At 38.5% G+C, this 13,842-nt stretch carries 14 protein-coding genes; 12 read left to right on the top strand and 2 right to left on the bottom strand.

The window, feature by feature from the left end:
* Nucleotides 1-149: 149 nt before the first annotated feature.
* From nhaA to HCG49_RS10225, 12 genes are all read left to right on the top strand, one after another.
* Nucleotides 150-1,460 (top strand): Na+/H+ antiporter NhaA, encoded by a 1,311-nt coding sequence (gene nhaA, locus HCG49_RS10280; RefSeq protein WP_168469445.1) that lies wholly within the window; start codon nucleotides 150-152, stop codon nucleotides 1,458-1,460.
* Nucleotides 1,461-1,738: 278 nt separating this feature from the next.
* The gene (locus tag HCG49_RS10275) at nucleotides 1,739-3,622 is read left to right on the top strand and encodes a PAS domain S-box protein (protein WP_168469444.1); all 1,884 of its coding nucleotides are present in this window, start codon (nucleotides 1,739-1,741) and stop codon (nucleotides 3,620-3,622) included.
* 192 nt (nucleotides 3,623-3,814) lie between these two features.
* Entirely contained in the window at nucleotides 3,815-4,171 is a 357-nt protein-coding gene (locus tag HCG49_RS10270; RefSeq protein WP_168469443.1) for a hypothetical protein, read from the top strand.
* A 367-nt stretch (nucleotides 4,172-4,538) separates the two neighbouring features.
* Nucleotides 4,539-4,841, top strand: a complete 303-nt coding sequence (ureA, locus tag HCG49_RS10265) for an urease subunit gamma (RefSeq protein WP_168469442.1) — start codon at nucleotides 4,539-4,541, stop codon at nucleotides 4,839-4,841.
* A gap of 16 nt (nucleotides 4,842-4,857) precedes the next feature.
* Nucleotides 4,858-5,232, top strand: a complete 375-nt coding sequence (ureB, locus tag HCG49_RS10260; RefSeq protein WP_168469441.1) for an urease subunit beta — start codon at nucleotides 4,858-4,860, stop codon at nucleotides 5,230-5,232.
* Nucleotides 5,229-6,950, top strand: a complete 1,722-nt coding sequence (gene ureC / locus HCG49_RS10255) for an urease subunit alpha (protein ID WP_168469440.1) — start codon at nucleotides 5,229-5,231, stop codon at nucleotides 6,948-6,950. Before ureB ends, ureC begins: the two co-directional genes overlap by 4 nt.
* A 139-nt stretch (nucleotides 6,951-7,089) precedes the next feature.
* On the top strand, nucleotides 7,090-7,593 hold the full coding sequence (gene ureE / locus HCG49_RS10250) for an urease accessory protein UreE (protein ID WP_168469439.1): 504 nt from the start codon (nucleotides 7,090-7,092) through the stop codon (nucleotides 7,591-7,593).
* 5 nt (nucleotides 7,594-7,598) lie between these two features.
* Nucleotides 7,599-8,297: an urease accessory protein UreF gene (locus HCG49_RS10245; RefSeq protein WP_240938674.1), complete on the top strand. Its 699-nt coding sequence runs from the start codon at nucleotides 7,599-7,601 to the stop codon at nucleotides 8,295-8,297.
* 30 nt (nucleotides 8,298-8,327) lie between these two features.
* The gene (gene ureG / locus HCG49_RS10240) at nucleotides 8,328-8,969 is read left to right on the top strand and encodes an urease accessory protein UreG (RefSeq protein ID WP_168469438.1); all 642 of its coding nucleotides are present in this window, start codon (nucleotides 8,328-8,330) and stop codon (nucleotides 8,967-8,969) included.
* Between the two features lie 3 nt (nucleotides 8,970-8,972).
* Nucleotides 8,973-9,788 (top strand): urease accessory protein UreD, encoded by an 816-nt coding sequence (locus HCG49_RS10235; protein ID WP_168469437.1) that lies wholly within the window; start codon nucleotides 8,973-8,975, stop codon nucleotides 9,786-9,788.
* A gap of 3 nt (nucleotides 9,789-9,791) precedes the next feature.
* Nucleotides 9,792-10,496: a hypothetical protein gene (locus HCG49_RS10230; RefSeq protein ID WP_168469436.1), complete on the top strand. Its 705-nt coding sequence runs from the start codon at nucleotides 9,792-9,794 to the stop codon at nucleotides 10,494-10,496.
* Nucleotides 10,497-10,516: 20 nt separating this feature from the next.
* The gene (locus tag HCG49_RS10225; protein WP_168469435.1) at nucleotides 10,517-11,467 is read left to right on the top strand and encodes an urea transporter; all 951 of its coding nucleotides are present in this window, start codon (nucleotides 10,517-10,519) and stop codon (nucleotides 11,465-11,467) included.
* A 178-nt stretch (nucleotides 11,468-11,645) separates the two neighbouring features.
* Here HCG49_RS10225 and HCG49_RS10220 read toward each other — a convergent pair whose 3' ends face one another.
* Nucleotides 11,646-12,530 (bottom strand): DMT family transporter, encoded by an 885-nt coding sequence (locus HCG49_RS10220; RefSeq protein WP_168469434.1) that lies wholly within the window; start codon nucleotides 12,528-12,530, stop codon nucleotides 11,646-11,648.
* A 503-nt stretch (nucleotides 12,531-13,033) separates the two neighbouring features.
* On the bottom strand, nucleotides 13,034-13,537 hold the full coding sequence (locus tag HCG49_RS10215; RefSeq protein ID WP_168469433.1) for a GreA/GreB family elongation factor: 504 nt from the start codon (nucleotides 13,535-13,537) through the stop codon (nucleotides 13,034-13,036).
* Between the last annotated feature and the right edge of the window lie 305 nt (nucleotides 13,538-13,842).

The raw sequence follows: 13,842 nt of genomic DNA, 5'->3' as shown, positions 1-13,842 counted from the left end.
CGTTAATTATTTCAAGAGATAGTTGTGAATTTAACCTTTTTGTTTGTAAAATTTTGCCGAAAAGAATAATAATTATTTTTATATTGCGTGGTTACTATTGGGATGAAAACAATATTTTTATAAAATGAACACCATTGATTAACTAACATATGATAAAAACGTACTTACTTACACCTCTTCAGAAATTTATTAAAATCGAAAGTTTTAGTGGAATCTTGTTATTTACTTCCGCTATAATTGCTATCCTATGGGCCAATTCTACCTTTGGCGAATCTTATACAGCCCTATGGCAACACGAAGTAGGCTTCGGTGTTGATGATTTTGGCCTTCGAAAATCTTTGCTCTTTTGGATCAACGATGGATTAATGGCTATTTTCTTTTTTCTAATTGGATTAGAAATTAAACGAGAATTAGTTGTGGGCGAACTCAATTCCATTCGGAAGGCTACCTTCCCCATATTTGCCGGAATCGGCGGGATGATTTTTCCATTATTGCTATTCCTCTTCTTGAATGACAAGCCTGAAACGGCACACGGTTGGGGGATTCCTATGGCTACCGACATAGCCTTTACCTTAGCCATATTAACGCTCTTAAAAAAATCTGTCCCGATAAGCTTAAAAATATTTTTAACAGCCTTCGCTATCATAGACGATTTAGGTGCTGTTATCGTGATTGCTGTTTTTTACAGTGAAGGCGTTGACTGGGTCTTACTAGGTGTTTCTATAGGACTATTATTAATCCTTTTTGCAATGTCGCATAAAGGGAAGTATAATAAATTTGTCACCATAGGCTTAGGAGCTGTTATTTGGGTCCTATTCCTTAAATCAGGAATTCACCCTACTATTTCGGGGGTATTACTAGCCTTTACGATTCCAATTAGACAAAAGCTAGACAAAGCAACCTTTCTTAAAGAGCTTTCTACCATTTCGGAAAAACTGGCCCTTTCCGGAAAAACGGATCTACCAATACATTCTACGGATGCCATTAAACAAATGGATAACCTAGACGACTTGTTAGATGATTACCACTCGCCCTTACAGAACTTAGAACATAAACTACATGGATGGGTAGCTTACTTTATTATGCCTGTTTTTGCCCTGGCCAATGCTGGCGTTGTTTTTGCCTCTGATATGCACTTAGAAACCGACCTGATGATTCATATTTCTATAGCCTTGATCGTCGGAAAGTTCTTAGGGGTTTCTTTATTCTCATATATAGCTGTAAAATTAAAGCTGGCAGAATTACCGACCAGCGCTACAGCATGGCAAATAATGGGAATAGCAATATTGTCTGGTGTAGGGTTTACCATGTCTATATTCATTGCTAACTTAGCATATATTGGCAATGAAGCCTTTATCGATTCTGCCAAAATCGGTATTCTGATAGGCTCCTTAATCGCCGGGGTTTTAGGTGCCCTTGTACTGCAAATTGCCGGTAAAAAATATAGAGAAGCACAGTAAATATTTTTCTTGTAGCTTTCCCTTTCTAATAAATGAACGGCCATGGTCCAATTGTTATAGGACCATGGCCAATAACCACCTGTCAATGCATAGTATAGCTGCTCTGTTTGGCTTTATAATAAAATAAGAGTCAATTTTATAGATAGTTTATAAGTAGTGTCATACAGCATCACTATAATACAACTTAAGGTTCAGTCCGTTTAACAAAGACTGTGGTGGGCTTCATATACCGCAACGATGAAGGGATTAGATATCTGTAGAATTACTCAATTCATTCAATGAATTTTAAAATATCCCTAGAAAAATCACCTATCGGTTACACAGTAATCAATAAAGACAAAAACTTTCTATATGCCAACCCATCCTTCTGTACTTTCGTTGGCCATTCTCTGAAAACCTTAAATTCTAAAACGTTTTCGGACATCACCTACCCTGCCGATATTGAAAAAGGAAGCAGGGATTTCGAGCGTCTGATCCGTGGAGAAATTACCGAGTATCGACTTCAAAAACGGTATATTCATAAATCTGGTGAAGTAATTTGGGGCGACCTTTTTGTTTCCTTAATCCAAGATGATGGAGAAACAAATGGTTTTACGGTACTAACTTCTATCATAGATATTACAGAAAGAAAAAGAAGTTCTAAAGCCCTAGAGGATCATGAGGCTTTTATGAGCCATGCCGAAGAAATTGCCCGTATGGGAAGCTGGGAATGGGATATAGTCAAAAACGTCACTAGATGGTCAGAAAACCTATACCAGTTGTTTAAAGTATCACCAGAAAACACCAAGGTAAGCTTTGAGTATTTTTTAAGCAAAGTGCACCCAGATGACCGCTATATGATTACGGAAGGATATGACCAGTTAGTACAACAAAAAAGAAAAATGGTCCTCGAACATCGAATTTTGCTCCCCGATAATGAAATCATGTGGATTCAAAACAGCATCAAACCATTCTTTGAGAACGGCAAAATGGTAGGCCTAAGAGGGGTAAATCTAGATATTACAAAACGAAAAAGAACTGAGGCCGAACTTATAAAGTCTAAAGAAAAAGCAGAAGAAAGCGATAGGCTTAAAACGGCATTTTTACAAAATATATCGCATGAAATACGTACCCCAATGAACGGTATTCTAGGCTTTATGCAATTCCTGCAGGAGCCCAATATAACTTCTGATGAAAGAAAAGAATATATAGACATCGTAAACCAAAGTGGCGCGCGACTGATGAATACGGTAAACGATATCATTAAAATTTCGAAGATAGAATCGGGTATTAACGAAATAAATATTACCGATGTCAATACAGAGGAAGTTTTGTTATACAACTTCAATTTTTTTAAAGCATTGGCCGAGAAAAAGGGATTGAATTTAATGCTTTCGGAAAAATCCCTAAGCGGGGCTACAGCCATCATCCAAACGGACAATACTAAATTAGAGGGTATTCTTTCTAATCTGATTAACAATGCTATAAAATATACTAAAGAAGGATCCATTGAAATAGGCAACTACCGGGAAGGTAACAATTTGGTGTTTTTTGTGAAGGATAGTGGTATTGGGATTCCTAAGGACCGCATTAACTCCATCTTCGATCGATTTATACAAGTCGACGATCAATTGGCAAGAACCTATGAAGGTGTTGGTCTTGGCCTAAGTATTGCAAAAGCACATATTGATATCCTAGGAGGCAATATTTGGGTAGATTCCATAATCGGAAACGGCAGCACCTTCTTTTTCTCTATTCCTTATGTTCCAGTAAAACTAGAACATATCCCTAAGGAGACTCCCCTCGATAAGATTCCTAAAAATACCACGGTGTTGTTGGCGGAGGACGATAGGATAAGTTTTTTATATTGTAGCAAATTACTGCAAAAACAAGGTATTACCGTGATACATGCTAAGGACGGAGCCAGTGCGATAGATAAATTTAAAGAAAATAAGTCGGTATCCCTTGTTCTGATGGATTTAAATATGCCTATCATGGATGGCCTTGTGGCTACCCGCCAGATTAGAAGTTTTAATAGCAATATCCCTATTATTGCACAAACAGGCTTAGGTTTTAGAGAAGATAAGGTAAAAGCCTTTGAGGCAGGTTGTACCGATTATATTTCCAAACCAATTGACAGCGCAAAATTAATCCTCATGATCAAAAAACATTTACATAAATAAGACCAAAGCAACTTTTGGCTTTGTTAAAATTGCACTATGCGACTTTATCCCTAAAGGCAAATTTCATCCCAATACATATTGTTATTTTTTTATTAAAAAAATTAATTTACTTTTTTTCACATTCACATAAATTGTACCTTTACTCTCTTTTATAAAATTGACTTTCTGCTTAATTTATTGGATTCAGATTTCATGAAGAGTATTGTTAAATTTTTTCTTTTATTCTATTGCATCTTCGGCTTTACCACCGAAACTTTTGCATACGTTGAGACGACGGATAAAGAAAAGAAATCATTTATCTCTACAGATTTTTCAAAGTCCAACAAAAAGGCAAAGAGTCATGACGCCATAGTAGGCCGAGCCATTGATTTTTCTCCTGTTTCCAAAAAAGGAGATATAAATCAAACCCAAAACGCTCGAAAATTAGAATTTACATGTACAAGTATCTCTTCTACCAATAAATTCTTTAGCACCCCCAAAAAAACAATCCCCCCTCTAGCAGCAGTCCAATTATATCTGCTGTTTCAACAATTAATTGTATATTTATAATACACATATTCAGTTTATTGCCGCAAGACTATCGTCATTCATGCGAATAAAAACGTACTACTGCCTAACCCAAATCTCAAAAGCATTTGAGAACTTTGATAGGCTGTTTATTAGAAATATGGATTTCAATATCTAAAAAACATCCATGTTTTTTTAGGATATTAATGTATACTTTTTATCGCTTTCAGATTTTTTAAACAGGAAACATCCGCACCCCCGGATCTTTAAGAAAAAACTTACTTATTTCTGTAGATAAACACACAGATTCGCACGTTTATATTCAAAATATAAAGGTATTATAAACACATCATCCTTGTATTTATATTCCTTATAGTTAGTTGATCATTAACCTTTTAACACCACAATTATGCACTTAACATCTAGGGAGACCGAAAAACTTCTCATTTTCATGGCTGGCGAACTCGCCGAAAAACGAAAGGCCAGAGGCCTAAAACTAAACTACCCAGAATCTATCGCCCTTATTAGCAACAGGCTACAGGAAGGTGCCAGAGATGGAAGGACCGTAGCCGAACTTATGCAGGAAGGCGCTACCTATTTAACACGAGAGGATGTCATGGAAGGCATTCCCGAAATGATACACGACGTACAAATTGAAGCTACGTTTCCCGACGGAACAAAGCTGGTGACCGTTCATAACCCTATTCGATAACCTTAAGATATACATTATGATACCAGGAGAATACATCTTAAAAAAAGAAGACATAGAATGTAACCCGTTTCGGGATACCTTTAAAATTAAAGTCATAAACAAGGGAGATCGTCCCATACAAATCGGTTCGCACTATCATTTTTTCGAAGTGAATCGGGAAATGGAATTTGATCGTGAAAAAGCCTTTGGACAACGGCTAAATATCCCATCGGGAACTGCCGTTCGCTTTGAACCGGGAGAATCTACCACAGTAGAATTGATTAGTCTTGGTGGAAGACGCAATTCCTTTGGGTTAAACAACTTATGTACTGGAGATACTATGAATCCCCAGAACTTAAGAAGATCAATGATAAAAATAGAGCAGGAAGGCTATAAAAATAAAAAATCATGAGTTTTAAAATAGATCGTATAAAATATGCCAACATGTATGGCCCTACAGTTGGTGACAAAATAAGACTTGGTGATACCGAGCTCTTTATTGAAGTAGAAAAGGACTACGCCTTTTATGGTGAAGAAAACAAATTTGGTGGTGGAAAAACCGTCCGAGACGGAATGGCTCAATCTAGTACCGCCACTCGCGATAGTGGCGTATTGGACTTAGTCATCCTGAACGCAATTGTCTTAGATCATTGGGGAATCGTTAAAGGCGATATTGGTATTAAGGACGGAAAAATTGTTGGGGTAGGGAAAGCAGGAAACCCGGATACTATGGAAGACGTAGATCCACATATGATCATTGGAGCCTCTACAGAAGTACACAGTGGTGAAAATATGATTGCGACACCAGGGGGAATAGATACCCATATTCATTACATATCTCCACAACAAATAGAACACGCACTTTTTAGCGGAATTACGACCATGATCGGAGGAGGTACTGGCCCCGCAGATGGTAGTAATGCTACTACAGTAACCCCAGGAGCATGGAATATCAAAAGAATGCTGCAGGCTACCGATAACCTGCCTATGAATTTAGGTTTTTTCGGCAAGGGAAACTGTTCGCAATTGGCGCCCCTAGAAGAACAAGTAGAAGCAGGTGTTCTTGGACTTAAGGTTCATGAGGATTGGGGGGCTACTCCGGCTGTAATTGACGCGTCTTTAAAGGTTGCCGATGAATACGACATCCAAATAGCCTTGCACTCCGATACCTTGAACGAGGCTGGTTTTTTAGAAGATACCATGGATGCTATTAACGGACGAACTATACATACCTTTCATACCGAAGGTGCTGGGGGCGGACATGCACCAGATATTATCAAAGCTGCCATGTACCCCAACGTACTTCCCGCATCTACCAACCCAACACGTCCGTTTACCAAAAACACCATAGACGAACATTTAGACATGTTAATGGTATGTCACCATTTAAGTAAAAGTATTCCCGAAGATGTAGCTTTTGCCGATTCAAGGATTCGTCCAGAGACTATAGCTGCCGAGGATATCCTTCACGATATGGGCGTTTTCAGTATCATGAGTTCAGATTCCCAAGCAATGGGACGCGTCGGAGAAACCATCGCTAGAACGTGGCAAACAGCCCACAAAAATAAAATTCAACAAGGTTTCCTAGAGGAAGACAAAAAAGTAAAAGCCGATAACTTTAGAGCAAAGCGCTATGTGGCTAAATATACCATTAATCCTGCCCTAGCCCACGGTATCTCTAATCATGTTGGTTCTATAGAGCCCCATAAAATGGCCGATATCGTATTGTGGAAACCTGCTCTATTTGGTGCTAAACCAGAAATGATCATCAAAGGCGGAATGATCGTAGCGAGTAAAATGGGAGACCCTAACGGCTCTATCCCTACCCCCCAGCCTATTTTAATGCGCCTAATGTTTGGAAGTATGGGAAGTGCCGTACATAAAACCTGTGCCACCTTTGTATCTAAGGCAGCAATGAACAATAATATTAAGGAAAAATATGGCCTTAACAAACAGTTGTTCGCGGTGACCAATTGCCGAAGCGTATCCAAAAAAGATTTGATACACAACGACAAAACTCCTGTGATAGAGGTGAATCCAGAAACCTACGAAGTAAAGGTCGATGGCGTGAAAATTACCTGTGAAGCTATTGATGTTGTTCCGTTAGCACAACGGTATTTTTTATTCTAAAAAAAAATATAACTACATGGCCTGGTAACGCAATCTCCAAGGTAAGCCAAGAGATATTAGAGTACGTACTATCCCTGACGCTTAAACGAGGGACTAGCCTTGAACCGTGCCATGTAGATTATCAAAAAATGTTTTGCTAATGGTATGTAAAGAAGTAATAGGAAATTTAGAAACCTATAATATAGGAACCAAGACCGTAGACACCCTGTATTTGGAATGGTATGAAATGACCAAGCGCATTATGCGCAAGAAAACAGAAAATGGCCGAGAAGTGGCTATAAAATTTTTAATGGAAGGCCAGCGTTTACACCAAGGAGATATAGTCATGGAAGACGAAAATAGCGTAGTAGTAGTTTCCGTTTTACCCTGCGATAGCTTGGAAGTTACCCCGAGAAATTTATTGGAAATGGGAACGGTTTGTTACGAAATAGGAAACAAGCATTTACCTCTTTTTATTCAAGAGGATAAGGTACTTGTGGCCTATGAAAAGCCTTTAGAGCGTTTATTGGTGGCCACCGGTTATATCGTGGAAAAAAAACACTGCAAATTGCTCAATATGTTAAAGGCCAATGTAGGACACTCCCACGGCAATCAAAATCCATCTTTATTTTCCAAGATTCTGGATCTTACCACAAAATCATAAATCCAATGCGTAAAAATAACGGAAACATGCTATTAGAGTTACTCCATATATCGGATCCCACCCTACCTATAGGAGGGTATTCGCACTCTAATGGTTTAGAGACCTATATTCAACAAAACAAGGTAAAGGACGTAGTCACTACGACCGAGTTTGTAAAAAATATGCTGCTCTACAATTATAAATTTAACGATGGCGTTTTTGTTCGGGACGCCTTTTACCTAGCGCAAAAAAATGACCTAGAAGCCCTGCTCGAACTAGACAATGAAAGTCACGCCCTTAAAACACCTATGGAGGTGCGCGAGGGTAGCTTAAAACTAGGGACAAGGCTTTTAAAGATCTATGTCCGCCTACACGATTTTAAATTAATGCACGATTTCTATCAAGCCGTAAAGGAGAAAAAAACACCAGGGCATTTTTCAGTTGTTTTTGGGATGATCACCGCTCTTTTAGGGGCAGAAATAATAGATGTACTAAGTTCATTTTATTATAATGCTGCGGTAAACATGGTCACCAATAGTGTTAAAATGGTGCCTTTAGGACAAATGGACGGTCAGGAAATACTGTACAAGCTCCATGAGTTTATAAATATTGTGGCGCACGAAACTTTGACCATAGATGAGGAAATGCGTGGATTGTGCAACCCTGCTTTCGATATCAGGTGTATGCAGCACGAAAATTTATATTCACGATTATACATGTCTTAATAAAAACAAACCAATTCAAAATTAAATAGAATGTCAGAGAGAAAATATATCAAAATAGGTGTCGCTGGCCCAGTAGGTTCTGGAAAAACAGCTTTAATCGAAAAATTATCCCATAAAATCGCAAAGGAATATAGTATAGGGGTGATAACCAACGATATTTATACTCGGGAAGATGCCGAATACCTCACAAAAAACTCCTTGTTACCGGCAGATCGTATCATTGGAGTTGAAACCGGTGGATGCCCCCATACGGCTATCCGTGAAGATGCTAGTATGAACTTGGAGGCCATAGACGAAATGATCTCTCGCCATCCAGAAATCGAGATTATGTTTATAGAAAGTGGCGGTGACAATCTTTCGGCCACCTTCAGCCCAGACCTCGCAGATGTCACCATTTTTGTTATTTCTGTAGCCGAAGGCGAAAAAATACCAAGAAAAGGAGGCCCTGGAATTACGCGCTCCGATTTATTGGTCATCAATAAAACAGATTTGGCTCCTTACGTCAATGCTAGTTTAGAAGTAATGAGAGTCGATTCGAGCAGGATGCGACAAGGAAGCCCATTTGTTTTTACGGACCTTATGAGAGGTGACGGTCTTGACAATGTGATCAATTGGATAAAAAAATACGCTTTAATAGAAGAAAAAGCCAAAGAACCGACCTTAGAATATTAACCTATGGGAAAATATAGTGTACAAACCGGCTTGTACCGAGAACTTACCATTCTTAAGGACACCTTTTTTAGTCCACCTTTTAACGTGGTAGAAGTACGGGAAGATAAAACGAATCCATTATTGGAGCTCATGATTATGAGCTCCTCTCCTGGTTTATTCAACAACGACCATTATCAAATTGATATCAACGTAAAAAAAGAAACCTTGCTCAACCTACAGACACAATCTTATCAAAGAATTTATGACACCCCCGATGGCGCCAGGCAAGAAATGAAAATAAACGTAGAAGATGATGCCTATTTTAGTCATTTACCACATCCCTCCGTTCCACATAAAGGGGCTATTTTCCAAAATGAAAATACGATATATCTGACCAATAGCAGCGTCCTTATCTGGGGAGAAATCTTGGCCTGTGGAAGAAAACTTAATGGAGAATCTTTTGCCTTTAAAAAATTCAGCAGTCTAACTAAAGTTTACCGAGAGGACAAATTATTTTATAAGGACAATCTGTACCTAGACCCTAAAAAGGTTGATTTTAAAACTACGGGACAGTACGAGGAGTTTAGCTATCAGGCCAATTTTTTATGCGTCGACCCGTTTCACGCCCCTCAAGAACATATGGACTTTATGAGCGAAATACTCTCGGAAGAAGAAGACCTTATTTTTGGCGTTTCCAAAATTTCCAATGAAGCCTGTGCGCTACGGGTTTTAGGAAATTCGGGCGAACAAATCTTTAAGGCGCTAAAAAAAATACAACAGAAATTAGATAAAGAAGCAAGTGCCTTACGCAGGCAAAAAATAGAATTAAAAGTACAATAAAATATGGAACCAGATTTAAATGCGCTATTAATAGCGGCAATCTCAATAAGTGTCTTGCATACCCTAACGGGACCAGACCATTATATCCCTTTTATAGCCATTGGAAAGGCCAAAAAATGGTCTTTGAGACGTACCCTTTTTTGGACAGTAATATGTGGTACAGGACACGTACTGAGTTCTGTACTCCTCGGCCTTGGTGGCGTAGCACTAGGATTTTCCCTGAGCAAACTAGGATGGTTCGAAGAAGTTAGAGGAGGCCTGGCGGCGTGGGCCCTATTTATTTTTGGATTTGTTTTCCTAATGATTGGATTATACCAAGCCTACCGCAATAAAACCCATAAACATTTTGATGTGTATGAAAGTGGTGATGTCTATGTGTATGAGCACAAACACAACCAAGGGCCGGTAATGCCGACGGAGAGAAAAAAGGTCACCCCCTGGGTGTTGCTCATAATCTTCCTTTTAGGGCCTTGTGAACCTATGATTCCCCTTTTGACCTATCCGGCTATTTTAAATTCTACTTCTGGAATTATTTTAATAACCACAGTTTTCTTGTTTTTCACCCTCCTTATGATGGTGATAATGGTAGTATTAGGTTACTATGGATATAGCCTTATTAAAACCGAATTTTTAGAAAAATATATGACCGCCATCGCTGGTGCTACTATATTAATCTGTGGTGCAGGAATGATTTTTCTGGGCTGGTAAATATTAGTAGATCAAAACGTATGATATCTAAGATTAGACAATTTACGGCAGTAAACTTAAGAGGGGTCGCACAGATAATGCTGCAGGATAATGCAGTAACGGGATTCTTGTTTTTATTAGGGGTACTGTACAGTTCTTGGCTAATGGGAGTAGGGCTATTAATTTCAACTCTAGCAGGGACTTGTGTAGGACTGTTTTTTAGAAAAAAACACCACGAAGAATTCAACCAGGGATTATATGGTTTTAATGCAGCCCTATTGGGTATAATTTTAGTGCATCAATATGGACTTAACTGGACATCCGTGAGGTGGATTCTTATTTCTTCAGTCCTTGCAACCCTTCTGATGCAGCTGGCTATTGCAAAAAACATCAAAGTGTTCACCTTCCCCTTTGTAGTCTTAAGCTGGGTGGTGGTATCTTTAATCAGCACGGGAAATATACTTCCAAAAGTGAATCACCCCACGGCAGCTGAGACTGTTTTGCAAGAACCGACGGCCGAATTTTTTGAAGAAGTTTTGGAGCAGATAGGCATAGATTATGATAGTGATAATATAGATGACGACCTTATTTTTGCTACTCTGGGGTTTGGTCAAGTAATGTTTCAAGGAACTTTAATCGCCGGGCTCTTGTTTTTAATGGGGGTTTATATAAATAGTCCCACTGCTGCCCTTTATGGAATATTTGCTTCCATATTGGCCATTACGGTTGCTAATATGTTCAACCGTCCCGATTCGGCTGTAGATACGGGCCTATTTAGTTTCAATGCTATTTTGTGCGCCATTGCATTTGCCGGGCCATTGAGAAGAGATGGGTTCTGGGTGGTTATCGCTACGGTGATTACCGTAATAATAGATGACTATATGATACAGACTAGCATCCCCCCTTATACGTTTCCGTTTGTCGCTACGATGTGGCTTATTCTATTAACAAGAATGGGCCTATCATCCATATACAAGTTTTTAGGAATTTAAAAAAGAATAACAATAAAGAGGATCATTTCTTGCGAATAATCCTCTTTATTTGTTGTATTTTATTACTTGTCATGACAACAACTATTTTTAAAGGTCAGTAAGATAGTTGACCCTAACAACAATCTCCTAAAACCTTCTCTTTTACAATAATATGATTTGTAAAATCCTTGTTTAGCGTTTAAGGTTCTATTTTTTTCTCTCGGATGAGATAAATCCCAATTAAAATTAATGACCCTCCCAGCAAATACCAAAGATTAAATTTCTCCCCGTCGATCAGACCCCATATTACGGCTACTATAGGCAATAAATAAGTTACGGTACTAGCAAAAACCGGCGTAGTATTTTTTATTAATTTGTAATAAAGTATCATAGCGATGGCCGTTCCCAAGACAGTAAGAATCCCTAAATAGCCCAAGGCTTCGTAAGTTTCTGGCGTGGCTTTAAAATTCTGGAAAAACCCGGAAAAGATCAATATCACGAATGAGGGCACCATCCAAATAGAAAATACCGCTCCTGAAAGTTCCATAGATGGTATATGCTCTAATTTTTGCTTTATAATTAAGGCACTAACGGCATAACAAGCGGTGGCCAGCACCACTAAAAGCGCATATCCTAGTTCGGATTCTTCACTGCTAGCTTCCGAAAAATACATTAAAACTGCGGCCCCTAAAAAACCTATAAGGGCACCGGCAACTTGCACCTTTTTACTGCGTATGCCAAAAAGAAGGAACCCAAATACCAATACAAAAATCGGCACCAAAGAATCTAAAATTCCAGCTAGGGAACTACTCACCTGGGTCTGCGCCAAAGGAAACAAGTACATCGGAAAAAAATTCCCAAAAAAACCGGCCAAACTAATCCAAAACAAGGTTTTTTTAGACATTTTCCGCAAGGCAGGAAGCCCAATATAAAGCATCATTAATCCAGACACCCCTACCCTAATGGCCCCAATTTCATAAGGACTAAAAGCAAGTAAGGATTTCTTTATCAAAATAAAAGAACTACCCCAAGTAAGGGCGATAACGATTAGTAGAAACCAACGATTTTTAAAAATTTCAGACATTTTAAATCAAAATAGAGGTGTTCTGATCCTTTAGGCCGCATTGCACAATACCCCATTAAACAGGTGTTAGAATTTAAGAAGAATCAGATGATATAGGCCAACGCTCGTTGACTTTTAAAACTTGGGCGAAAGTATTATTTTTTTACGACCTACCTTTCAAAATGAAGTGTTAATTAAGGACTAAAATCACTTAAAATCGTGCTTTTTAAAACCTAAGACGTGATACTAGTTGTACTGACGAGCGTAGTGGACCTTCCTTAGGCCTTGCGCCTCTGATGTTAATAATGATAACCGATCTATTAACTCGGCATACAAATCATTTCAATGATAATTTTGAATGGTTTAGTTATTTGGGCGTTCCCTCCTTCGTCGGGCGGGCACTTGGCTATATCCCTTGCCAAGCTGCGGGGATGCCGCCGCGGTCCCTAACGCGATAAATTTTGTACCATCGGCGCATTTTCCCCAATAATATATGCTTGGACATGGGGTCCATATCGGAACAATTATTCATAATTAATATCCATAATTTCAAAAACCCTCTCTCCTTTTGCCAATGACAATACGGCCCGGTCCCCTACCCTTTTTTGGATTAATATTTTGGCCAAGGGAGAGATAAAGGATATTTTCCCTTTGGTTATATCTGCCTCATCGACGCCAACGATTTGAAATTTTTGGATCTTGTTAGTCGCCAACACCTTAAGGGTTACCTTGGCACCAAACCTTATTTCGTCTTGTGGCTGCTCTTTTAATGCTATGGTTTTTGCCGTCTTAATCCTATTGGTTAACAATATAAGTTTTGCATTTATATGATTGACGGCTATTCTACGCTCTCTTTCATTTGAACTCTCCAATTGGCCAATTTCATCCAAAAGTTGCTGTTTTTCATCCATTAATGCCTTCATCCCTATAGGGGTTACATAGTTGGTAACCCCTATAGGTAAATCTGCCCTTGGCGGTACCATTGGAATTTCTTCTTGATCGTCTTCTTTTATAAATCCTCTGCTCATGATGTTGCTTTTATTTTAAAACACTTACACAATATGATTCCCTTTTCTCAAAGTATTTTGAAGTTAATCAAAAATCTGCCAGACAAACAACTAATTGCTGTTATTATTATAAACCTGGGTTTCAGTGTTTCTTAGTCTCCCCTTCTATTTTGTTCAACTTTAAAAGCTTTAACCCTAATGCCATCAAAATAATAGAGATAGAAAAGATTAATAGTTTCCATTTTAGATTATCAATATTTACAAAAACTACCTCTAAAAATTTTACAAATAATTTTTTGACACCTACTAAAGGAGAATCTGCAAGG

Source organism: Arenibacter sp. 6A1 (genome assembly GCF_012272855.1).
In the GTDB taxonomy this organism is placed as follows: Bacteria; Bacteroidota; Bacteroidia; order Flavobacteriales; family Flavobacteriaceae; genus Arenibacter.
Note: the sequence above shows the minus strand (reverse complement) of the source record. Positions and strands in the feature narration are given on the sequence as shown.

Coding starts and splice junctions, on each gene's coding strand:
- nhaA (WP_168469445.1), top strand. CDS start 150: ATGATAAAAACGTACTTACTTACACCTCTTCAGAAATTTATTAAAATC.
- HCG49_RS10275 (WP_168469444.1), top strand. CDS start 1,739: ATGAATTTTAAAATATCCCTAGAAAAATCACCTATCGGTTACACAGTA.
- HCG49_RS10270 (WP_168469443.1), top strand. CDS start 3,815: ATGAAGAGTATTGTTAAATTTTTTCTTTTATTCTATTGCATCTTCGGC.
- ureA (WP_168469442.1), top strand. CDS start 4,539: ATGCACTTAACATCTAGGGAGACCGAAAAACTTCTCATTTTCATGGCT.
- ureB (WP_168469441.1), top strand. CDS start 4,858: ATGATACCAGGAGAATACATCTTAAAAAAAGAAGACATAGAATGTAAC.
- ureC (WP_168469440.1), top strand. CDS start 5,229: ATGAGTTTTAAAATAGATCGTATAAAATATGCCAACATGTATGGCCCT.
- ureE (WP_168469439.1), top strand. CDS start 7,090: ATGGTATGTAAAGAAGTAATAGGAAATTTAGAAACCTATAATATAGGA.
- HCG49_RS10245 (WP_240938674.1), top strand. CDS start 7,599: ATGCGTAAAAATAACGGAAACATGCTATTAGAGTTACTCCATATATCG.
- ureG (WP_168469438.1), top strand. CDS start 8,328: ATGTCAGAGAGAAAATATATCAAAATAGGTGTCGCTGGCCCAGTAGGT.
- HCG49_RS10235 (WP_168469437.1), top strand. CDS start 8,973: ATGGGAAAATATAGTGTACAAACCGGCTTGTACCGAGAACTTACCATT.
- HCG49_RS10230 (WP_168469436.1), top strand. CDS start 9,792: ATGGAACCAGATTTAAATGCGCTATTAATAGCGGCAATCTCAATAAGT.
- HCG49_RS10225 (WP_168469435.1), top strand. CDS start 10,517: ATGATATCTAAGATTAGACAATTTACGGCAGTAAACTTAAGAGGGGTC.
- HCG49_RS10220 (WP_168469434.1), bottom strand. CDS start 12,530: ATGTCTGAAATTTTTAAAAATCGTTGGTTTCTACTAATCGTTATCGCC.
- HCG49_RS10215 (WP_168469433.1), bottom strand. CDS start 13,537: ATGAGCAGAGGATTTATAAAAGAAGACGATCAAGAAGAAATTCCAATG.